Below are 21,809 nucleotides of genomic sequence, written 5' to 3'. Positions count from 1 at the left end.
GGCGGTCGGTCTACGGCTACGGCTACGGGACGAGTTGTTCGTCATCGCTGGTACGCCGCTGGAGCACGGCCGGGGCCTCGCAGCTCCGCGGTTCGACGGTGATCTTCGGCAGCATGCGGTCCAGCCAGCCCGGCAGCCACCAGTTCGCCCGCCCGAGCATATGCATGAGGGCCGGCACCAGCAGCGTACGCAGGACGAAGGCGTCGAGGGCCACCGCTGCCGCGAGCGCGATCCCGAACATGGCGATGACCCGATCGCCGCTGAGGACGAAGGCGAGGAAGACCGAGATCATGATCACGGCCGCGGAGTTGATCACACGACTGGTCTCGGCCAGACCGACGCGTACCGCCCGACGGTTGTCGCCCGTCTCCAGCCACTCCTCGTACATCCGACTGACCAGGAAGACCTGGTAGTCCATAGAGAGACCGAAGAGGACGGAGACCATGATGACCGGGAGGAACGGTTCGATCGGGCCGCCAGGACCGAGTCCGAGCAGTTCGCTGCCCCAGCCCCACTGGAAGATCGCGACGACGACACCGAAGGAGGAGGCGACGGCCGCCACGTTCATCGCCGCCGCCTTCAGCGGGATGCCGACGGAGCGGAAGGCGACCAGCAGCAGCAGACAGCCGAGGCTGATGACCACACCGACGAACAGCGGCAGCTTGTCGACGATGATGGCCGCGAAGTCGTCGTAGCCCGCGGTCACCCCTCCGATGTGCACGGTGAGCGAGGTGCCGTCCACGGCCGCGGGCACCAGGTCGTCACGGAGTCGGTCGACGAGTTCGCTGGTGGCCTTCGACTGCGGTGACGAGGTGGGGACGACGGTGACCACGGCCGTGTCGCCGCCGGTGTTGTACGTGACCGGTCCAACCGAAGCGACGCCCTCCGCTCCACTGAGCGCCTCGGGCAGCCGTTGCACCGCGAGCCGCTCGGCACTGGTGTCGAGCCGGGAGACCAGAGTGAGGGGCCCGTTGACCCCGGGGCCGAATCCGCCGTCGCCGCCTTGGTCGGGACCGCCGTGCGCGAGGAGGTCATACGCCTTGCGGGTGGTGGACGTGGCCGGATTGTTGCCCTGGTCCGAGGTGCCGAGGTGCAGGGAGAGCGTCGGAAGTGCCAGGACCGCCATGACCGCCACCGCGACCACGGCCAACAGCTTGGGGTGACGTTCCACGTAGGCGGACCACCGGGCGGCGAACCCGGTCGGCAGTTCGGGGCGAGGGCCACGCTCGGCCAGCCGGCGGCGCTCCCGTCCGTTGAGGGCTCGCATGCCGATGAAGGACAGCAGGGCGGGCAGCAGGGTCACGGACGCAGCCACGGTCAGGACGACCGTCAGGCTGGCGGCGATGGCCACGCCGTTGAGGAAGTCGAGCCGCAGGATGAGCATGCCGAGAAGGGCGATGCAGACGGTGGCACCGGCGAAGACCACGGCACGACCGGTGGTGGCGACCGCCTCGCGGGCGGCGTCGGCGACCGAGAGCCCGGACTGGAGCCCCTTACGGTGTCGGGTGACGATGAACAGTGCGTAGTCGATGCCGACGCCGAGCCCGATCAGCAGTCCGAGCATGGGTGCGAAATCGGCCACGGTCATCACCTGGCTCAACAGGGCGATGCCCGCGTACGCGGTGCCCACGGAGACCAGGGCGGTGGCGATGGGCAGCAGGCTCGCCGCGAGCGAACCGAAGGCGAGGAAGAGCACGAGGGCGGCGACGGCGACCCCGACCGTCTCGGCGAGGTGCCCGGACGGCGCCTCCATCGGCCCGACCGCCGTACCGCCGAGTTCGACCTGGACGCCATCGCTGCGCGCGGCCTGGGCGGTGTCGATCACGCTCTGCACATGGGCGTCCGGGACGTCGCCGAGGCCCTGCTCGAAGGTGAGGGAGGCGTAGGCGGTGCGTCCGTCCGGACTGATCTGGGCGGCACCCGCGGGCTCATAGGGACCACTGACATCGGCGACGGAATGGAGTGCGGCCACCGAGTCGAGCATCCCCGACATCTTCTGCTGGACGTCCGCGTCCCGGACGCTGCCCTCGTTGGTGTGCCAGACGATGGTGCCGCCGTCGCCGCTCTGGTGGGGGAAGCCCTCGGCGAGGAGTTCGGCTGCCCGACCGGATTCCGTACCCGGGACCTCGTAGTTGTTCGAGTACGCCGTTCCCGTGGTACCCGCCGCAGCCGCGACACCCACACAAGCCAACGCCCAGAGCAATACGGTGACGAGTCGGTGCCTGATGCACCACCGGGCGATCGCTGCCAACGGAATGCTCCCTGGGTGGTTCCTGGATCTTTATCGGAAACGACCCGCAAAGAACACATGACCTACGCAGACACTCTGACAGTCAATGGTGATCCTTTGTCCGTTCGGCCACCATTCGTGGGCTTACTCACAGTGGCAGCTGAGCCAAGGTAGTTCAGAAGTGAACAATGGGGTCACCGAGGCGTGACTTACGCAGTGTTTACTTTGACCTCAACATGACAGGAATAGCCAACTACTGACCACAAAAGACCCTTTGTGCAACGGAGGTTGTCAGAGGCGGCTGGCACGATGGACGGCATGGAGACCACGGGGACCAATCAGCCGATCCTCCGTCCGAGCGAGGCAGCCGAGTTCGCCATGGCACTGCACGAAGCCCCCGGCGCATACCTCGGATACGGCCCCGTACCGGTGCTCGCCCACGCACCGCACACCACCCTGCGGATGCGCCGCGAATCATTTCGCGAGGTGTACGGGGCGATCGTCGCCCGGATCGGAGAGCCGACGCTCTACGGCGGTTCCGCTTCCGGCCCCCACATCCGCTGGCGCGACCCCGACCGCATCGTTCTGCTCGCCGGTCGCCCCCATGGTGCGGAGCTCTCGGTGCACCGCACCGACGCCCTGGAGGCCGAGGAGATGCGGATCTTCCAATGGGGCGGCGCCTGGTCAGCCGAGGAGCAGCACGATTTCGACCTCCTGCCCTACATCTGGCAGCTGGACCGCAGCGGCCCGGGGGAACCACCCGCCGAGCGCACCACCGGTCGTATGGCATCGAGCCTCAAGCACTTCGAGAGCGCGCTGACGCTACTGCTCACCGCCTGGGTGGAGCAGTTGGCGGTACAGGTCGGCGGGGACTGGGCGGGTTTCAGTCTGACCAGCGGCGCCGACCGAGGACGACAGATACACCTCTCCTACGCCCTGGCCGAAGGACTCCAGGTATCGGTGGACGACCGGGACGGAGCGGACGACGAGGAGCGTGCGCGCGTGATGCAGAACCGCGGCTGGCACTCGCGCGACCGGGGTTGGTGGCAGGCCGAATTCCCGGATCCGGAGCGGGCCGAGGCGGCGGAGGTCGCCCGACTCGCGATAGCGGAGCTGCACGCGCGGGGCACCCGGGAACCCAAGGAGCTGCGGGCCCGGGACGTCAGCTGCAAGGACCGTGGCGAACTGCTCCTGCCCGGGCTCGGAGTGCGGCACTGAAGGAGTTCGCCGAACAGGCCGTTCGTAGGACCGGCCGGGTTGTGGCTGCCCGGTCAGGAACGGAAGCACCAGCCGGACCGCTGGTTCGTGGCGGACGGGCAAGCAACCCGCATTCCTCTAGGAATCTGTATTCCTGTAGGGATCTGTATTCCTGTAGGGATCTGTTTCAACGCTGCTGTGTTCTGCCAGCATGGCCGGATGGACTCTGTTCGTCAGACGGCCGGCTCCGGCTCGCCGCTCGAAGCCGAGATCGGATTCTCCCGGGCGATCCGCAAAGGGGCACATGTCGCGGTCGCCGGCACCGCGCCCATCGGGGACGACGGTCGCACCGTGGGCAAGGGCGATGTCTACGCCCAGACCGTGAGGTGCCTGGACATTGCCGTGGTCGCGTTGAAAGCAGTCGGGGCAACACCGGGGGACGTCGTGCGGACCCGCATCATGCTCACGAACGTGACCCGTTGGAAGGACGCCGCACGGGCGCACGGAGAGCGGTTCGCGACGGTCCGGCCGGCCTGCACCTTCGTTGAGGTGTCCCGCTTCATCGATGCCGACTGGCTCGTCGAAATCGAACTCGACGCCGTGGTCGACTGAAGTGGTCGACTGAAGTGGTCGACTGAAGTGGTCGACTGGCGTCCTGAAGGGCTGGCCCTCGATGTCCGGGACGGGTGCTTCCGGCACCGGAGGCACCCACCCGTCGGTACGTCAGCAAGGCGCCGCCCCCGCGCAGCGAGCCTTCTCGTCAGTGCCCGTCGGACGAGTTGATGCACAGGCTGCCGCCAGAGGGGTTCAGCACCCCGAGGAGGACGTCGACAGTGTTCCCACAGATGTTGAGGGGAATCCGAACCGGAATCTGGATCGTGTTCCCGGACAGCACGCCCGGAGAGTCGACGGCAGCGCCGTCGGCGTCACTGTGTGCTGCGGCGGTTCCGGCCCCGCCCACGAGCGCGCTGATCACCAGCGCAAGGGCTGGGGCGGCGGTGCGGAGGTTCATCGGGGGCTCCCTTTGGTGGACGACAGAGGAGGCCATGCAACGGCGTGTTGCTGTCCGTTGTCGGCATTCATCCCTCGGTGGGCGGGTCACCCCCGCGGGCACACCCCATCCGACGGGCGGCGTCCAGGGCGCCCGGCCCCGGCGCCGGCCCCTGACCGAACCCCCACGCACCGAACCCCCACGCACAGCGCACTCCGATACACCGAACTCCGGCACACCGAACTCGGGCACACGGAAAGGGCCTTACCGCACTTTCGTGCGGCAAGGCCCTGGACCTGAGTGTGTTGGACGAGACCGCCGGGGCTCAGCCTTCGCTGACCCCGAGCCTCTCCAGGATCAGTTCCTTGACGCGTGCGGCGTCCGCCTGACCCCGCGTGGCCTTCATGACCGCACCCACCAGGGCGCCCACGGCAGCCACCTTCCCACCGCGGATCTTGTCCGCGACGGCTGCGTTCGAGGCGATCGCCTCGTCGACTGCGGTGCCCAGGGCGCCATCGTCGGAGACGACCTTCAGTCCGCGCTTCTCCACGACGGTGTCCGGACCGCCCTCACCTGCGAGGACGCCCTCGATGACCTGCCGGGCCAGCTTGTCGTTGAGATCGCCGGCGGCGACCAGCGCGGTCACCCGGGCGACCTGCTCCGGGGTGATCGGCAGTTCGTCCAGAGCCCGACCGGACTCATTGGCGTTCCGCGCGAGCTCGCCCATCCACCACTTGCGGGCCTGGTCGGACGGGGCACCGGCCTCGATGGTCGCGACGATCAGGTCCACCGCACCGGCGTTGAGGATCGACTGCATGTCGTGCTCGGAGACGCCCCAGTCCTCGCGCAGCCGCTTGCGGCGCAGACGCGGCAACTCGGGCAGACCCGCGCGCAACTCCTCCACCCACTCACGGGGCGGAGCAACGGGGACGAGGTCGGGCTCCGGGAAGTACCGGTAGTCCTCGGCGTTGTCCTTGATCCGTCCGGAGGTGGTGGAGCCGTCCTCCTCGTGGAAGTGACGGGTCTCCTGGACGATCGTCCCGCCGGCTCCCAGTACGGCGGCGTGCCGCTGGATCTCGAACCGGGCCGCGCGCTCCACGCTCCGGAGCGAGTTGACATTCTTCGTCTCGCTGCGGGTGCCGAACGTCTGGGTGCCGTTGGGGCGCAGGGAGAGGTTCACGTCGCAGCGCATCTGGCCCTTGTCCATCCGGGCCTCGGAAACTTCGAGCGCCCTGATGAGCTCGCGGAGCTCGGCGACGTACGCCTTGGCGACCTCGGGTGCCCGCTCGCCTGCGCCCTCGATGGGCTTGGTGACGATCTCGATGAGCGGGATGCCGGCCCGGTTGTAGTCGAGCAGCGAGTGGGACGCGCCGTGGATGCGGCCGGTGGCACCGCCGACGTGGGTCGACTTGCCGGTGTCCTCCTCCATATGGGCGCGCTCGATCTCCACCCGGAAGACCTCGCCGTCCTCCAGCTGGACGTCCAGATAGCCGTTGAAGGCGATCGGCTCGTCGTACTGGGAGGTCTGGAAGTTCTTCGGCATGTCAGGATAGAAGTAGTTCTTCCGGGCGAATCGGCACCATTCTGCGATCTCGCAGTGGAGCGCGAGGCCGATCTTGATGGCGGACTCGATGCCGATCGCATTGACGACCGGGAGCGAGCCAGGCAGGCCGAGGCAGGTGGGGCAGGTCTGCGAGTTGGGCTCGGCGCCCAACTCGGTGGAGCAGCCGCAGAACATCTTCGTCCGCGTACCCAGCTCGACATGGACCTCAAGGCCCATGACGGGGTCGTACTCGGCAAGAGCGGCCTCGTACGACACCAGTTCAGTGACGGTCACGGTGAAACTTTCCCTCTCAGCCGAACAGGACGTCGTCGTCGCCGATGCGCTTGAGCTCGCGCAGCAGCAGGGCGACGCCGGTGACGATGGCGGCGGCGGAGATCGCGGCGTCGAGCAGCCGGAGCGTGTCGTGCTCGCTGCGGGCCTTCTTCGCCTGCTTGAGCACGCTCACCGCACCGAATGCGGTGGTCCCGATCGACAGGTACGTCCCGGTCTTCGACTTCTTGAAGCCCTTGGCCTTGGTCAGTGCACTCACAGCGACGGTGCCTCCTCAAGCAGCGGATGCCCCCACCTTTCCACGAAGGCCGCTTCGACGGCGGCGCCGACCTTGTACAGCCGGTCGTCCTTCATGGCCGGGGCGATGATCTGTAGTCCGACCGGGAGGTTGTCCTCCGGCGCCAGCCCGCAGGGAAGCGACATTGCCGCGTTGCCGGCCAGGTTGGTCGGAATGGTGCACAGGTCGGCAAGGTACATCGCCATCGGGTCGTCCGCGCGCTCACCGATGGGGAACGCCGTGGTCGGAGTGGTCGGCGAGACGATCACGTCGACCTGCTCGAACGCCTGGTCGAACTCCTGCTTGATCAGCGTCCGGACCTTCTGGGCGCTGCCGTAGTACGCGTCGTAGTAGCCGGAGCTCAGCGCGTATGTACCGAGGATGATCCGGCGCTTGACCTCGTCGCCGAAACCGGCCTCGCGGGTCAGCGCGGTGACGTCCTCGGCCGACTTCGTACCGTCGTCACCCACGCGCAGGCCGTAGCGCATCGCGTCGAACCGGGCGAGGTTCGACGAACACTCGGACGGCGCGATGAGGTAGTAGGCGGAAAGCGCCAGGTCGAACGAGGGGCAGTCCAGCTCGACGATCTCCGCACCCAGCGACTTCAGCAGTTCGACCGACTCGTCGAACCGCTGCACCACGCCGGCCTGGTAGCCCTCGCCGCGGAACTGCTGGACCACGCCGACCCGCATCCCCGCCACGCTGCCGTTGCGCGCCGCTTCGACGACCGGCGGAACCGGAGCGTCGATGGAGGTGGAGTCCAGCGGGTCGTGCCCGGCGATGACCTCGTGCAGCAGAGCGGCGTCCAGCACCGTGCGGGCACAGGGACCACCCTGGTCGAGGGAGGAGGAGAAGGCCACCATGCCGTAGCGGGAGACTCCGCCGTAGGTGGGCTTGACGCCGACCGTGCCGGTGACGGCAGCGGGCTGGCGGATGGAGCCGCCAGTGTCCGTGCCGATGGCCAACGGTGCCTCGTAGGAGGCGAGGGCGGCGCTGGAGCCGCCCCCGGAGCCGCCGGGGATACGCGTCAGGTCCCAGGGGTTGCCGGTGGGGCCGTAGGCGCTGTTCTCGGTGGAGGACCCCATGGCGAACTCGTCCATGTTGGTCTTGCCGAGGATGACGACGTCGGCCTCCTTGAGCTTGCGCGTCAAGGTGGCGTCGTACGGAGGGATCCAGCCTTCGAGGATCTTGGATCCGACCGTCGTGGGGATGCCCTTGGTGGTGAAGATGTCCTTCAGTGCGAGCGGGACACCGGCGAGCGGGCCGAGTTCCTGACCGGCCGCCCGCTTGGCGTCGACGGCGCGCGCCTGGGCGAGGGCGCCCTCGCGATCCACATGGAGGAAGGCGTGCACCTTCTCGTCGATGGCGTCGATCCGAGCCAGATGGGCCTCGGTGACCTCGACGGCCGTGAGTTCGCCGGCGGCGATCTTCGCGGCGATCTCGGCCGCGGTGAGCTTGATGATGTCCGACATCGTGATTAGTCCTCCCCCAGGATCTGCGGCACCTTGAAACGCTGCTGCTCCTGGGCAGGAGCGCCGGAGAGCGCCTGCTCGGGGGTGAGCGAGGGACGGACCTCGTCCGCGCGCATGACGTTGGTCAGCGGCAATGGATGGGAGGTCGGGGGTACGTCTTGATCGGCGACCTCGGCGACGCGGGCGACCGCGCCGATGATGTCGCCGAGCTGACCGGCGAAGTGGTCGAGTTCCTCGCCGGAAAGCTCCAGACGCGCCAGCCGGGCGAGGTGGGCGACCTCCTCGCGCGTAATGCCAGGCATGCAGCGATCCTCAGGGGTGAGTGAGTGTGGTTTGGCCCAATCCTATGGGGCAGGGGCGGGTGACCACGAAACGGTTCTCCCGCTCGCCCCTCTCACCGCTGTCGTCAGTGTCGTCGTTGTCCTCGTTACGGCCCTCATAGCTGCTCTTGTCGCTGCTCTCGTTGCTGCTCGTCACCGGAAGCAGGCGGGGTCCGTACCCGCAGGGAGCTACCCATCAGCCCGCCGCCCCGCGCCTGCGGCCGGGACGGCGCCGTGGACGAGGGACCGGATCAAACGGCACGGGGGCTCGGCCACCGGTGGCGTACGCCCCGGACAGGGGGTACGGAAGGGGGCTTGCGCGAGCACGGCTACGGCTCGTGCCGCCGGTTCAGGGGACCACCTGGCCGGGGTTGTCGACGGGTGCCGGAAGGGGAGCCGTGGCGGCGGCGGGCGGCGCCGTGGGTGCCGAGGCAGCCGCGGTGGGAGCGGGCGGGATGGCCGGCAGTGCCGCGGCAGCGGATTCCACATGGCGCTGCCAACCCCGCTCGCCGCGGGCCCGCAACCAGGCGGTGGCCTCCTGCGGAGGCATGGCCGCGGCGACCAGCCAGCCCTGCACGGCGTCGCACCCCAGATCCCGCAGCCGCTCCCAGGTCTCGTCGTCCTCGACGCCTTCCGCGACGACCAGCAGTCCAAGGGAGTGCGCGAGGTCCACGGTGCAACGGACGATCTCTGCGTCCTCGTTGTCCACCGCCAGCCGGGCCACGAACGAGCGGTCGATCTTCAGCTCGCTGACGGGGAGGCGACGCAGGTGTACCAGGGACGAGTACCCGGTGCCGAAGTCGTCCAGGGACATCTTCACCCCGTGGTCGGTCAGCCCTGCGAGGGTGTCCGCGGCTCGCTGGGGGTCTTCCAGCAGGACGTGTTCGGTGATCTCCAGTTGGAGCGAGGCCGCGGGGACGCCGTGCCGGGCCAGTCGCGCGGCGACTGAGCCGGCGAACCCCGGAGTGTGCACGTCGCGCGGGGAGACATTGACCGCGACCGGCACGTCCAACCCCTGGGCACGCCATTCGGCGACCTGCGCCAAGGCGGTGTCAAGCACGTACTCGGTCAGGTGCGGCATCAGGCCGGAGGACTCGGCGATCGCGATGAATTCGTCGGGGGGCACCCTGCCGCGGTCCGGATGGACCCAGCGCACCAGGGCTTCCAAGCCGGCGACGTGTCCGTCGAACCGGACCTTGGGCTGGTAGTGCAGCTCCACCTCGCGCGCATCGAGGGCCCTGCGGAGATCACCCAGAAGGCCGAGCCGGTCGGGGGTGTTGCTGTCGCGCTTGGACTCGTACACCTCGACGCCCGTACGGTCACGCTTGGCCTGGTACATCGCCACGTCCGCACGGCGCAGCAGCCCCTCGGCGTCCAGGGCGTGCTCCGGGAAGACGGCGACGCCCGCGCTGGCCTCCAGGACGAGGGTGAGTCCGTCCAGGTCGAGCGGTGAGGACAGCTCGGTGGCCAGTTGGCGGGCGATGCGCTGGGCGCTGGTGATGGAGTCCGCGGTGGGCAGCAAAACGGCGAACTCGTCGCCGCCGAGCCGGGCCGCTTCCGCGCCGCGCGGCAGGGCGTGCCGCAGCCGCTGGGCTATTTGGAGCAGAAGACGATCGCCCGCCAGATGGCCGAGCGTGTCATTGACCGAGCGGAACCGATCGAGGTCGATCAGGACGAGCGCGGCGCGCGTCCCGCTGTTCTCCGCGTCCTCCAGGGCGTTCCAGGTCCGCTCCAGCAACCACTGCCGGTTGGGCAGTCCGGTGAGGGGGTCGCGCAGTTGCTCCTCGGCTCGGGCCCGGGCTATCCACAAGGTGGAGTCCAGCGCTATCAGCGGTACGGCGAACAGCGGCAGCAGCAGGGGCCGGGCGATGGCGACCACACAGATCAGTGGAGCGATCCCGAGCAGCGCCACCGCTATGAGCCCCTGCCTCAACAGGGCCGTTCGGGCGATGGTGGGCAGCCCACCGCGCTGGGGGGCGAGGACGAACCACAGCAGCAGTCGGGCGACCGCGAGGTAGACGGTGGCTGCGATGGCGACTTCATGAGCGGTGCCGATGCCCCAGTCGAGTGGTTCCCAGGGGTCCTTGACGCTCGGTGAGGCTCCGAACAGCTCCAGGACGAGCGCGGCTGCCCCCAGTCCCAGGATGTCGGCCGAGCCATGCACGATGCCGTGCCGCCAGCGGTTGCGGCGCGCGGCACCGACGAGGGTGACCACGGCCAGGCTGACCAGCCCGGCCGGCAGCCAGCCGTAGAGGAGGAGGACGGCGACGGTGAGCGCTGCTCCGGATCCGGTACCGCCCCACCAGCGGTCGCGACCGAGCGCCACCAGGTGCCCGACGATGATTCCGGTGAGGGCGGCGAAGGCCCAGCCCACCGTCGAGCCGGGGAACAGGGCGTGGCCGTGGCGCACGGCGTCGACTATCCCGGCGGTGAGCACCACCGCGGCGCAGGCGACCACCACGGCCGGCAGTTGAGGGGTCAGGCCAGCAAGGGCCGTGGATCCGCGCGGCCGTGAGACCGGGGCGGCGCTCTCGGTCGGTTCCATTCCCGTCCCTCTCACAGCCGGCGGTGCGGATGCTTCGCGATGGTTCCCGTTGTCATGCCACCACGACTGAAATCTCATCACGCGGCCGTGCACGACAGGCGCACGTCTCAACAGTAGGTGGCGGAACGCATTCACGGGCAGCGCTCTACAGCTCTTGCCCGAATGCGACCCGACCACCCTTATCCATCTGCTATGCGCTGAACGGGTGACCTGTACCCGTCGTTCCTCGGAAGGAAAAGACGGCTTGTTCCCGTCGGATAAGCCTCTTGCCATTTTTGGGGTGTGCCCATCGTTGACGCCGCGTACGCCCCCTGCGTCACTCCTCTTGCGGCACTGCGGCCTCACGCGCCTCTTCGGGCCCTTGTTCGAGCAGAATGACAAACCCGTCCTCGTCCAGAACCGGCACCTTCAGCTGCATGGCCTTGTCGTACTTAGAACCGGGGTTGTCACCCACCACAACGAACGCAGTTTTCTTAGAAACAGAACCAGTCACTTTTGCACCACGGCTCTGGAGGGCTTCTTTTGCGCCATCCCGCGTATACCGCTCCAACGTTCCGGTCACGACCACGGTGAGACCTTCGAGCGGGCGGGGGCCTTCGTCCTCTCCTGCGCCCTCCTCCTCCAGCCGTACTCCAGCGGCGGCCCACTTCCGCAGGATCTCCTCGTGCCACGGTTCGGCGAACCACTGCTTGAGGGAAGCCGCGATGATCGCCCCGACGCCATCGGTGGCGGCCAGTTGTTCTTCGGTCGCCTCCCTGATCCGGTCGATGGAACGGAACTCGCGGGCGAGTGCCTCGGCGGCCACCGGACCCACATGGCGGATGGACAGCCCCGTGAGCACCCGGGCGAGCGGACGCTCCTTGGCCGCCGCGATGTTCTCCAGCATCCCGACGGCGTTCTTCTTCAACTCGCCCTTCTGGTTGGCGAAGACCGTGACGACCTTCTCCTCACCCGTCTGCGGGTCCCGCTTGGGCAGGCCGCTGTCCTGGTCGAGGACGTACGCCTTGATGGGCAGCAGTTGATCGGCCTCCAAGGAGAAGAGGTCGCCCTCGTCCTGGAGCGGCGGGATACCCGGCTCCAGCGGCTTGGTCAGTGCGGCGGCGGCGACATAGCCGAAGTGTTCGATGTCGAGGCACTTGCGGCCGGCGAGGTAGAACAGCCGCTCGCGCAACTGGGCCGGGCAGGAGCGGGCGTTGGGACAGCGCAGATCGACATCGCCCTCCTTCATCGGCTTCAGGGCGGTGCCGCACTCGGGGCACTCTGCGGGCATGACGAACTCCCGCTCACTGCCGTCCCGCAGATCGACCACGGGGCCGAGGATCTCCGGAATGACATCGCCCGCCTTGCGCAGGACCACCGTGTCACCGATGAGGACGCCCTTGGCCTTGACCACTTCCTGGTTGTGCAAAGTGGCGAACTCCACCTCGGACCCGGCCACCTTGACCGGCTCCACCTGGGCGTACGGGGTGACCCGGCCCGTGCGACCGACGCCGACGCGGATGTTGACGAGCTTGGTGTTGACCTCTTCCGGCGCGTACTTCCAGGCGATGGCCCAACGCGGCGCCCGCGCGGTGGAGCCGAGCCGACCCTGAAGGGGGATCTCGTCGAGCTTGACGACCACGCCGTCGATCTCGTGCTCCATGGAGTGGCGGTTCTCGCCGAAGTGGGCGATGAACTCACGGACCCCGTCGAGGGAGTCCACGACCTTGTTGTGCCGGGCCGTGGGCAGACCCCACTCGCGCAGCAGGTCGTAGGCGTGGGAGAGGCAGTCGATGTCGAAGCCCTGTCGGGCACCGATGCCATGGACCACCATGTGCAGCGGAAGAGTCGCGGTGACCCTGGGGTCCTTCTGACGCAGCGATCCGGAGGCCGAGTTGCGCGGGTTGGCGTAGGGCTGTTCACCGGCTGCGACCCGGCGGGCGTTCAGCTCAAGGAACTCGTCCATCGGGAAGAAGACCTCGCCGCGGATCTCCACAAGATCGGGGATGCGCTCGCCCTGCAACCGCTCCGGAATGTCCGTGATGGTGCGGATGTTCGGTGTGATGTCCTCACCGGTGCGGCCGTCCCCACGGGTCGCCGCCCGGGTGAGTCTGCCCTTCTCGTACGTGAGGTTCACGGCGAGCCCGTCGATCTTGAGCTCGCAGAGGAAGTGGAAGTTCTTGCTCCCCACTTCCCGCTCCACCCGCTCGGCCCATGCGGCCAGCTCCGCCTCGTCGAAGGCGTTGTCCAGGGAGAGCATCCGCTCCCGGTGCTCGACCTTGGTCAGGTCCGTCTCGTAGTGCCCGGCGACCTTCTGGGTGGGCGAATCGGGCGTGCGCAGCGCCGGGTACTCCTCTTCGAGCGCCTCCAAGGAGCGCAACAAGGTGTCGAACTCGCCATCGCTGACGACGGGCTGGTCCTTCACGTAGTACCGGAAGCGGTGCTCCTCGATCTGCTCGGAGAGTTCGGCGTGCCGCTCGCGCGCCTGTACCGGCAGCTCCGCCGACGCCTCCGCCGGCAGTCCCGTCTGCTCTTCGCCAGCCACCGTCATGTCCTCCCGATTCCCAACACCCATTACTCAGGGTTATCTGCGAGTGATCTCGCGGCACGGACGCAGTGGGCGAGCGCCTCCCGTGCGTAAGCCGGGGATGCGCCGGCGAGACCGCATGCGGGAGTGACCACCAGGGACTGGGCTAGAGTCCCCGGGTTCAGCCCCAACCTGCGCCACAGTGTCCGAACACCCATGACGCTACCGCCCGGGTCTGACAATCCGGCGTCGGTGGGCGGTACGACTCCGACGAACAGCTTGGTGCCGCCTTCGACGGCCTCACCCAGTGGCTCCTCGTCACGCTCAGTCAAGAGCCCGAAGTCGAAGGAGAGGCCGGCGGCTCCAGCGCGCCGAAGCAGGGCGAAGGGGACGTCGGCGGCGCAGGAGTGCACGACCACCGTTTCGTCCGCGATCAGGTCGCGCAGGGTGGACTCGACGAGTTGGCGGTCGACGGCGCGATGGGTGCGGTAGCCGCTGGCGGACCGGACCTGCCCCCGCAGTACGGCGGTCAGCGACGGCTCGTCGAGTTGGAGCACCACATCGGCGCCCGGCACGCGGCGGCGCACCTCGGCGAGGTGGGTGCGCAGCCCCTCAGCGAGGGAGGCGGCGAGGTCCCGGCAGGCGCCGGGGTCGGAGAGCGTGGATTCGCCGTTGCGCAGCTCCAGTGCTGCGGCGAGCGTCCAGGGGCCCACCACCTGGACCTTCAGCGGTCCTTCGTACCCCTGGGTGTGCTCCTCCAGGGCATCGAGGTCCTCGCCGAGCCAGGAGCGGGCGCGCCGGGTTTCCCGTCCGGGCCGGTCGCTGATCCGCCAGCCGCTGGGCTCGACGTGCCCGTACAACTCGACGAGCAGTCCGATGGTGCGCCCGATCATGTCGGCGCCGGGCCCGCGGGCGGGCAGTTCGGGCAGGTGGGGGAAGGCTTCGAAGGAACCGGTGACGGTCTTCGCGGCCTCGCGGGCGTCCGTCCCGGGCATGGATCCGACACCCGTGGCAGGACCCCAGCTGAACTCGTGCTTCTCGCTCTTCTCGCTCACCCGGGAAGGGTACGTCCCAGGCGATGGGCACCGGTGCCCGCCCGGGTGGTCGAGCACCCCCTCCCATCGAGGGCCGCCCGCGGTGGAACGGACCTCGCTCGGGGTCTCAGCTCCCCGGGCGCACGCTCAAATCGGTGATCTCAGGTCTCAGCTCCCCGGGCGCACGCTCAGATCGGTGATCTCGGCGTCCCGCGGCAGGTCGATCGCCGTCACGACGGTCGTTGCGACCGACTCCGGGTCGATCCACTGGGACGGGTCGTACTCCTTGCCCTCCTGGGAGTGCACCTTGGCCTGCATGGGGCTGGCGGTGCGGCCCGGATAGACGGAGGTGACCCGTACTCCGTGTTCGTGCTCCTCCTGGCGCAGGGAGTCGGCGAGAGCCTTGAGCCCGTGCTTGGAGGCGGCGTACACGCCCCACTGGGCGTTCGCCCTCAGTCCGGCGCCGGAGTTGATGAAGACGACGTGCCCGCGGGACACGCGCAGCTGGGGCAGGAGGAGCCGGGTCAGCTCGGCGGGGGAGATCAGATTGGCGTTGAGCTGCTGGTGCCAGGTCTTCGGCCGCATCTCGGCGATCGGGCCGAGGTCGACGATGCCTGCGACGTGCACCAACGAGTCGAGCCGGTCCGGCATCGGCTGGTGGGAGAAGGCCCAGGAGATCCGGTCGGGGTCGGCCAGATCGGCGACGAGCGTGCGCGCTCCGGGGTGGGCGGCGGCGAGTTCCTTGGCGCGCCCGGCGTCGCGCGCCAGCAGGATGAGGTCGTCGCCGCGTGCGTGGAGCCTGCGGGTGACGGCCGCGCCGATGCCCGAGCCCGCGCCGGTGATCAGATGGGTAGCCATGCGGACATGCTCGCACCCTCCTCGCGGGCTACTGCACGCCGGCCGATTCCTCCAGGTAGGCGAGGGCGGACACCCCGTCCTCGGCGAAGAAGACGAGATCGGTGAGGGGCAGCGGGAGGAATCCCTCGGCGTCCATCCGCCGGAACTGGGCCTTAAGTCCGTCGTAGAAGCCGGCGGTGTTGAGCAGGACGACCGGTTTGGTGTGGTGGCCGTGCTTCTTCAGTTCCAGGATCTCGGTGGCCTCGTCGAGCGTCCCGGTGCCCCCCACCATGATCACGACGGCGTCGGCCTTGGCGAGGAGCAGCGCCTTGCGTTCGGCGAGGTCCTTGGCGATCACCATCTCGTCGACGTCGGCGCGGGCCAGGGTGTGCAGGAACTCGACCGAGATCCCGACCAGGCGTCCGCCCGTCTCCCGCACTCCGTCGGCGACGACCTTCATCAGCCCCGTCTCGGAGCCGCCCCAGACCAGGGTGTGGCCCCCTTTGCCGAGGAGTTCGGCGAACTCACGGGCCGGGCGCGTGTAGCGCTCGTCGAGGTCGGCGGCGGAGAGGAATACGCAGATGTCCATGGGCCCACCGTAGGGGGCGCGACGAAGGTGCCGGGAGTGCTTCAACTCCCCCTACTTAGGTGATGCGTAAACTTTTCATATTTCAATGGAATTTGCCGCAAGAAAATCTCGTACCCGAGCGATGAGTTGTCCCACGGCCGACGGTCAGACCTCTCATGAAGAAGACGAGCCCGACGCTGGGCAAGGTCCACTCCCGGGACGGCACCCCGATCGCCTACGAACAGCGCGGCGAGGGCCCGCCCCTGATCCTGGTCGGCGGCGCCCTGTGCACCGGAGCGACGGACGCCCCGCTCGCCGAACTCCTCGCTCCGCACTTCACCGTCGTCACCTACGACCGCCGCGGCAGGGGCGCGAGCGGCGCCGGTGGTCGGTACGCCGTGGAGCGCGAGGTCGAGGATCTCGCCGCGGTGATCGAGGAGTCGGGCACCGACGTCTGCGTCCACGGCACGTCGTCCGGCGGCGGACTGGCCTTGCGAGCCGCCGCGGCCGGGCTGCCCATCACCCAGCTCTCGGTGTACGAACCGCCGTACAGCCCGGCCGCCCGCGCGGACCAGAAACCGGCCCCCTATGTGGCGCTCCTGGACGAACTGCTGGCGAGGGACGAGCGGGGAGAGGCCCTCGCCGTCTTCCTCACCGAGGCGGGCATGCCGTCCGAGACCATCGCGAACATGCGTCGGGCCCCCCTGTGGTCCGGGTTGGAAGCGGTCGCCCACACCCTGCCCCACGACCATCAGGTGATGGGGAACGGCACGGTACCGACCGCCCTGCTGAAGGCCGTCGGCATCCGGGTGATGGTGGTGGACGGCGGCGCCAGCCCGCCCTGGATGCGGGAGGCAGCCGCCCTGGTCTCCCGGGCCCTGCCCCGGGGCAGACACCGCACGCTGACCGGCCAGACCCATGAGGTGGCCCCACATGTACTGGCCCCGGTGCTGGAGGACTTCTTCACGACCTGAGCGACCGGTGTTCCCCTCGCACGGCGGCGGGCCGTCCGCCGCCGCCCTGGGCCGTCGTGCCGCTGGGACCAGGGCTCAGGCCAGCGAGACCGACGCCTTCCGGGTCGAGGAGATCGTCGCCGAGCCGACCACGCGGGTGCCGTCGTACAGCACGATCGCCTGACCTGGCGCGACTCCGCGCACCGGCTCGGTGAAGTGGACCGTCAGCTCTTCGCCGTCGAGTGAGGCCGTCACCTCGGTCTCGCCGCCGTGGGCACGCAGCTGGGCGGTGTACGTACCCGGTCCGCTGGGAGCGGCTCCGCACCAGCGCGGCCTGATGGCCGTGAGCTCGGTGACGTCGAGGGCCTCGGCGGGCCCGACCGTCACGGTGTTGTTCACCGGGGAGATGTCCAGGACATAGCGCGGCTTGCCGTCGGGCGCGGGGTGCCCGATCCGCAGGCCCTTGCGCTGGCCGATCGTGAAGCCGAAGGCGCCGTCGTGGGTGCCGAGCTTGGCGCCGGACTCATCGAGGATGTCGCCCTCTGCCGTGCCGAGGCGTCCCGCGAGGAAGCCCTGCGTATCACCGTCGGCGATGAAGCAGATGTCATGGCTGTCCGGCTTCTTGGCGACCGCGAGACCGCGCCGCTCCGCCTCCGCCCGGATCTCGCCCTTGGTGGTGAGGGTGTCCCCCAGCGGGAACATCGCATGGGCGAGCTGGCGCTCGTCGAGCACACCGAGGACGTACGACTGGTCCTTGGCCATGTCGCTGGCCCGGTGCAGTTCGCGGCTGCCGTCCGCCGCCAGCACGACCGTCGCGTAGTGGCCGGTGCAGACCGCGTCGAAGCCGAGGGCGAGCGCCTTGTCCAGCAGCGCCGCGAACTTGATCTTCTCATTGCAGCGCAGACAGGGGTTCGGGGTGCGGCCGGCCTCGTACTCGGCGATGAAGTCCTCGACCACGTCCTCGCGGAAGCGTTCGGCGAGATCCCACACGTAGAAGGGGATGCCGATGATGTCCGCGGCGCGGCGGGCGTCGCGCGAGTCCTCGATGGTGCAACAGCCGCGCGCACCCGTACGGAAGGACTGCGGGTTCGCGGAGAGGGCCAGGTGCACTCCCGTCACATCGTGTCCGGCCTCGGCGGCGCGGGCGGCGGCAACGGCGGAGTCCACTCCGCCCGACATGGCGGCGAGGACACGAAGGGGGCGCTGGGATGTCTGAGTCATAGCCCTACCAGGGTACGGGCCCCGGGAACCGGGGAGTCGCGGATATACGTTGAACAGCTCATGGGGAGCGATGCACAACGTGGTAGACGCAAGGCGGCCCGGCCCAGGATCGGCAGACGGGGCATGCTCATCGGTGGTGTGGCCGCGGTGCTGGGCGGCGGCGGATGGCTGGCGCAGGACGAGCTGAGGCGGCTGTGGTGGCAGGTGCCGGGGATGACCAAGCCGCGCAAGGAGGGTGAGCTGGACCACCCCGGGGCGGAGTGGACGGCGGCGTCCCGGGCAAACTGGCGGCTGGCGGACCGCCCCGACGACTACCGCATCGACCGTGTGATCATCCATGTCGTCCAGGGGAGCTACCCCACCGCTCTACAGGTCTTCAAGAACCCGGGCCACGGCGCGGCCACGCACTACGTCGTGCGCAAGGACGGTCATGTCGCCCAGATGATCCGGGAGCTCGATGTGGCCTTCCACGCCGGCAACCGGGATTTCAACGAGCGGAGCATAGGCATCGAGCACGAAGGCTTCGTGGACCGCCCGCAGGACTTCACGGACGCGATGTACCGCAGTTCGGCGAAGCTGACGGCCGGCATCTGCGCGCGCTACGACCTGCCGGTGGACCGCGAGCACATCATCGGCCATGTGGAGGTGCCGGGCACGGACCACACGGACCCCGGGCCGCACTGGGACTGGGACCGGTACATCGACCTGGTCAAGCGCGCCCGGACGGCACCGAAGGCCGACGGCAAGGCCGTGTGACGGTCGCCGTCGAGGACGGCGGCGACCCTGGCCGCCCGAGCGTGAGGTTCAGCTGAGACCCGCCGTACGGGCCCGTTCCACCGCGGGCCCGATCGCCCGGGCGACCGCGTCCACATCGGCCCGGGTGGAGGTGTGCCCGAGGCTGAAGCGCAGGGTGCCCCGGGCGAGGTCCGGATCGGTGCCTGTGGCGAGCAGCACATGGCTCGGCTGTGCCACGCCCGCCGTACACGCCGACCCCGTCGAACACTCGATGCCCTGGGCGTCGAGCAGGAGCAGCAGGGAGTCGCCCTCGCAGCCGGGGAACGTGAAGTGGGCGTTGGCCGGGAGCCGGTCGTCCGGATCGCCGCCGAGGATCGCGTCCGGGACCGCCGTCCGTACGGCGTGCACCAGATCGTCGCGCAGGGCGCCGACCTCGCGGGCGAACTCCTTGTGGCGTTCGGCGGCGAGCCGGCCCGCGACGGCGAAGGAGGCGATCGCCGGGGCGTCCAGCGTCCCGGACCGCACATGCCGCTCCTGCCCGCCGCCGTGGAGCACGGGGACCGGGGTGTACTCCCGGCCGAGCAGCAGCGCACCGATGCCGTAGGGGCCGCCGATCTTGTGTGCGGAGACCGTCATCGCGGCGAGGCCCGAGTCGGCGAAGTCGACCTCGGTCTGCCCGAACGCCTGGACGGCGTCGGAGTGCAGGGGGACGCCGAACTCGGCGGCGACGGCCGCGAGCTCCTTGATCGGCATGATGGTGCCGATCTCGTTGTTCGCCCACATCACGGTGGCGAGGGCGACGGAGTCGGGGTCGCGGCCGATGGCTTCGCGCAGGGCATCGGGGTGCACCCGCCCGTAGGCGTCGACCGGGAGGTACTCGACGCTCGCCCCCTCGTGCTCGCCGAGCCACTCGACGGCGTCCAGCACCGCGTGGTGTTCGACCGGGCTGGCGAGGAGTCTGGTCCGGGCGGGGTCTGCGTCCCGGCGCTGCCAGTACAGGCCCTTGACCGCGAGATTGTCCGCTTCCGTACCGCCCGAGGTGAACACCACCTCACTGGGCCGGGCGCCGAGTGCCTCGGCGAGCGTCTCCCGGGCCTCTTCGACCGTACGGCGGGCACGGCGGCCCGCTCCGTGCAGGGCAGAGGCATTGCCGGTGACGGTGAGCTGCGCGGTCATCGCGTCGATGGCCTCCGGCAGCATCGGAGTCGTCGCAGCGTGATCGAGGTATGCCATGGTGGCCACGATTCTACGAGGCCGGGGTGGAGCCCTGGTGCGGCGCATACGTGTTCAAGCCGCACGGGACTCGCCGAACGCGGGCGATGACCCCGGTGACCGGCCCGCTAAGTGGTGCGCGGCCCTCGCGCCGGAGCGCCCTTCCCGGCGTGTGCCGACCGAATTCCGGCGTCCGGGCGAGGGGCGATCCGAGGGGCTGAGGGTCGGATGGGCTGAGGGTCGGATGGGCTGAGCTCAGCGGGAGGTCTTGGCCAGCTGCCGTGACTGGGCGACGAGGCGGTCCTCGCTGTCCCAGACCTCCGCGTCCTCCTCCAGGAAGCCGCCGGCGAGGTTGCGGGTGGTGATCGCCACCCGCAGCGGGCCGGGTGCCGGGCGGGCCCGGACGTGGGTGGTGAGTTCCACCGTGGGCGTCCATCCCTTGAGCCCGATTTCGAAGGCGGTGGGCGGCAGGGCGTCCACGGTCAGCAGCAGCGACAGCGGATCGGCGTCGCGGCCGTCCGCGAGCGAGAACCAGCCGCGCATCTCCCCCTTACCTGAGGGTGCGCCGACGGCCCAGCCCACGGTTGCCGGGTCGAGGCGGATGTTGAGGCGCTCCAGGATCTCCGAGCTGCCGGAGATGGCCGGCACCGGCCCGTCGGATGCGCCCAGACAGTGTTCGTAGGCGGGCATGGCCGGCGCGGTGGCGGACGTCCGCACCTCGTCGGAGAGTTCGTCCAGGTCGCCGTAGGTCGCCAGCACCCTGATGCGTTCGACCTCGGTGCCGTCCTCGTCCCGCTGGATCAGGGACGCCTGGCCGGTGGAGAGCGTCCGGCCGGTCCGCAGGGTCTCGGTGCGGATGGTGGCGGGCCCGGGTCGGGAAGCGCTCAGATAGTGGGCCGAGACGCTGAAGGGGTCGGGGTGGTCCAGCGCATCGCCCAGTGCCCGGCCGAGCAGGGCCAGTAGATAGCCGCCGTTGATGGCGCGGATGATCGTCCAGCCGGGCGAGAGGAAGGCGTCATAGACGCCGGGGGCGCGAAGGGTGACGGCGGTGTCCCGGTCGAACTCGCTGTCGCCGATGGATGCCTGTACTGCCTGTGCCATGACGGCACCGTACAACAATGAACTACTAAGCGGTAGCTTTTCTTTTGGTCCTGAGCGGCATCCAACGGCAAGCGACCGCGGGAGCCCGCCGCGGGTGCGATGTGCGGGTTCAGACCTCCTCCGCCGCGGACGAGCGCCGGTTCCAGGCCCGCGGGGCGCGCCAGTGGAAGCGCAGGGCCAGCAGCCGCAGCGAGAAGGCCGTCACCACGGCGAGCACGGTCGTGAGCGTGTTCAGCACCTCCCAGCGGATGCAGAGCACCACCATCGTGGCGCCGACGATGGCCGGAACGGCATAGAGATCGCGGTCCCAGCGCAGCAGGGACGGGACCTCGTTGGCCAGCACGTCCCGGAGCACTCCGCCGCCCACGGCCGTGGCGAGCCCGAGCACCGCGGACGAGGTCAGCCCCAGACCGTACTCGTACGCCTTGATCGTGCCGGTGACGCAGAACAGCCCCAGGCCCGCCGCGTCGAAGACGTTGACCCCCAGTTGGATGCTCTCGACCTCGGGGTGGAGGAAGAACACCAACGCCGTCGCGACCAGCGGCATCAGAAAGTAGCCGAGGTCGGTGAAGGCGGCCGGAGGCACCGCCCCGATCATCAGATCGCGAAACAGCCCTCCGCCCAGCGCGGTCACCTCGGCGAGCACGGCGATGCCGAAGACGTCGAAGTTCTTACGTACCGCGAGAAGCGCACCGGAGATCGCGAAGACGAAGATTCCGGCGAGGTCGAGCGCATGCTGGACGGAGGGGGAGAAGAGTTCATGGAGCACCGGACGA

The 21,809-nt window shown here is 69.2% G+C and carries 20 protein-coding genes; 4 read left to right on the top strand and 16 right to left on the bottom strand.

The annotated features are described in order from the left end of the window. Positions 1 to 22 precede the first annotated feature (22 nt). Positions 23 to 2,251 carry an MMPL family transporter gene (locus OID54_RS26905; RefSeq protein ID WP_329023583.1) on the bottom strand — a complete coding sequence of 743 codons (2,229 nt, stop codon included), beginning with the start codon at positions 2,249 to 2,251 and terminating at the stop codon, positions 23 to 25. Positions 2,252 to 2,548: 297 nt separating this feature from the next. Between OID54_RS26905 and OID54_RS26900 the strand changes: the two genes are divergently transcribed. Both OID54_RS26900 and OID54_RS26895 read left to right on the top strand, forming a co-directional pair. After that, positions 2,549 to 3,448 (top strand): hypothetical protein, encoded by a 900-nt coding sequence (locus OID54_RS26900; protein ID WP_329023581.1) that lies wholly within the window; start codon positions 2,549 to 2,551, stop codon positions 3,446 to 3,448. Positions 3,449 to 3,646: 198 nt separating this feature from the next. Then, positions 3,647 to 4,039 (top strand): RidA family protein, encoded by a 393-nt coding sequence (locus OID54_RS26895; protein WP_329023579.1) that lies wholly within the window; start codon positions 3,647 to 3,649, stop codon positions 4,037 to 4,039. Between the two features lie 148 nt (positions 4,040 to 4,187). On the opposite strand, the gene OID54_RS26890 is transcribed toward OID54_RS26895, so the two are convergent. From OID54_RS26890 to OID54_RS26840, 11 genes are all read right to left on the bottom strand, one after another. Continuing rightward, entirely contained in the window at positions 4,188 to 4,439 is a 252-nt protein-coding gene (locus OID54_RS26890; protein WP_329023577.1) for a chaplin, read from the bottom strand. 304 nt (positions 4,440 to 4,743) lie between these two features. Next, positions 4,744 to 6,255: an Asp-tRNA(Asn)/Glu-tRNA(Gln) amidotransferase subunit GatB gene (gene gatB, locus OID54_RS26885; protein WP_329023575.1), complete on the bottom strand. Its 1,512-nt coding sequence runs from the start codon at positions 6,253 to 6,255 to the stop codon at positions 4,744 to 4,746. A 16-nt stretch (positions 6,256 to 6,271) separates the two neighbouring features. Continuing rightward, complete coding sequence (locus OID54_RS26880) at positions 6,272 to 6,511, bottom strand: hypothetical protein (RefSeq protein WP_329023573.1); 240 nt, start codon at positions 6,509 to 6,511, stop codon at positions 6,272 to 6,274. After that, positions 6,508 to 8,001: an Asp-tRNA(Asn)/Glu-tRNA(Gln) amidotransferase subunit GatA gene (gatA, locus tag OID54_RS26875; protein WP_329023571.1), complete on the bottom strand. Its 1,494-nt coding sequence runs from the start codon at positions 7,999 to 8,001 to the stop codon at positions 6,508 to 6,510. The genes OID54_RS26880 and gatA overlap by 4 nt, the downstream gene beginning before the upstream one ends. Positions 8,002 to 8,006: 5 nt before the next feature. Beyond that, the gene (gatC, locus tag OID54_RS26870; protein WP_250918118.1) at positions 8,007 to 8,303 is read right to left on the bottom strand and encodes an Asp-tRNA(Asn)/Glu-tRNA(Gln) amidotransferase subunit GatC; all 297 of its coding nucleotides are present in this window, start codon (positions 8,301 to 8,303) and stop codon (positions 8,007 to 8,009) included. Between the two features lie 10 nt (positions 8,304 to 8,313). Beyond that, positions 8,314 to 8,478 carry a hypothetical protein gene (locus tag OID54_RS26865; RefSeq protein ID WP_329023570.1) on the bottom strand — a complete coding sequence of 55 codons (165 nt, stop codon included), beginning with the start codon at positions 8,476 to 8,478 and terminating at the stop codon, positions 8,314 to 8,316. Positions 8,479 to 8,670: 192 nt separating this feature from the next. Further along, entirely contained in the window at positions 8,671 to 10,866 is a 2,196-nt protein-coding gene (locus OID54_RS26860; RefSeq protein ID WP_329023568.1) for a putative bifunctional diguanylate cyclase/phosphodiesterase, read from the bottom strand. A 316-nt stretch (positions 10,867 to 11,182) separates the two neighbouring features. Next, positions 11,183 to 13,396, bottom strand: a complete 2,214-nt coding sequence (gene ligA, locus OID54_RS26855; RefSeq protein WP_329023566.1) for an NAD-dependent DNA ligase LigA — start codon at positions 13,394 to 13,396, stop codon at positions 11,183 to 11,185. A 23-nt stretch (positions 13,397 to 13,419) separates the two neighbouring features. Further along, positions 13,420 to 14,427 carry a methionine synthase gene (locus tag OID54_RS26850; protein WP_329023564.1) on the bottom strand — a complete coding sequence of 336 codons (1,008 nt, stop codon included), beginning with the start codon at positions 14,425 to 14,427 and terminating at the stop codon, positions 13,420 to 13,422. A gap of 147 nt (positions 14,428 to 14,574) precedes the next feature. Then, positions 14,575 to 15,264 (bottom strand): SDR family oxidoreductase, encoded by a 690-nt coding sequence (locus tag OID54_RS26845; protein ID WP_329023563.1) that lies wholly within the window; start codon positions 15,262 to 15,264, stop codon positions 14,575 to 14,577. A 28-nt stretch (positions 15,265 to 15,292) separates the two neighbouring features. After that, positions 15,293 to 15,832, bottom strand: coding sequence for a TIGR00730 family Rossman fold protein (locus tag OID54_RS26840; protein ID WP_329023562.1), 540 nt, complete (start codon positions 15,830 to 15,832; stop codon positions 15,293 to 15,295). A 155-nt stretch (positions 15,833 to 15,987) separates the two neighbouring features. Between OID54_RS26840 and OID54_RS26835 the strand changes: the two genes are divergently transcribed. Further along, a complete protein-coding gene (locus tag OID54_RS26835; RefSeq protein ID WP_329023561.1) occupies positions 15,988 to 16,785 on the top strand; it encodes an alpha/beta fold hydrolase in 798 nt (265 codons plus the stop codon). Positions 16,786 to 16,860: 75 nt separating this feature from the next. On the opposite strand, the gene mnmA is transcribed toward OID54_RS26835, so the two are convergent. Then, positions 16,861 to 17,985, bottom strand: a complete 1,125-nt coding sequence (mnmA, locus tag OID54_RS26830) for a tRNA 2-thiouridine(34) synthase MnmA (protein ID WP_329023560.1) — start codon at positions 17,983 to 17,985, stop codon at positions 16,861 to 16,863. Between the two features lie 60 nt (positions 17,986 to 18,045). On the opposite strand from mnmA, the gene OID54_RS26825 reads away from it, so the two are divergent. Continuing rightward, positions 18,046 to 18,741, top strand: a complete 696-nt coding sequence (locus OID54_RS26825; RefSeq protein ID WP_329023559.1) for an N-acetylmuramoyl-L-alanine amidase — start codon at positions 18,046 to 18,048, stop codon at positions 18,739 to 18,741. Positions 18,742 to 18,789: 48 nt separating this feature from the next. Here OID54_RS26825 and OID54_RS26820 read toward each other — a convergent pair whose 3' ends face one another. The 3 genes from OID54_RS26820 to OID54_RS26810 all read right to left on the bottom strand — a co-directional run bounded on the left by OID54_RS26820 (position 18,790) and on the right by OID54_RS26810 (position 21,802). After that, a complete protein-coding gene (locus OID54_RS26820; RefSeq protein WP_329023558.1) occupies positions 18,790 to 19,953 on the bottom strand; it encodes a cysteine desulfurase family protein in 1,164 nt (387 codons plus the stop codon). Positions 19,954 to 20,187: 234 nt separating this feature from the next. Continuing rightward, a complete protein-coding gene (locus OID54_RS26815; RefSeq protein ID WP_329023557.1) occupies positions 20,188 to 21,033 on the bottom strand; it encodes a thioesterase family protein in 846 nt (281 codons plus the stop codon). A gap of 109 nt (positions 21,034 to 21,142) precedes the next feature. Then, positions 21,143 to 21,802 carry a trimeric intracellular cation channel family protein gene (locus OID54_RS26810; protein ID WP_329023556.1) on the bottom strand — a complete coding sequence of 220 codons (660 nt, stop codon included), beginning with the start codon at positions 21,800 to 21,802 and terminating at the stop codon, positions 21,143 to 21,145. Between the last annotated feature and the right edge of the window lie 7 nt (positions 21,803 to 21,809).

The organism is Streptomyces sp. NBC_00690, assembly GCF_036226685.1.
Classification (GTDB): domain Bacteria; phylum Actinomycetota; class Actinomycetes; order Streptomycetales; family Streptomycetaceae; genus Streptomyces.
Note: the sequence above shows the minus strand (reverse complement) of the source record. Positions and strands in the feature narration are given on the sequence as shown.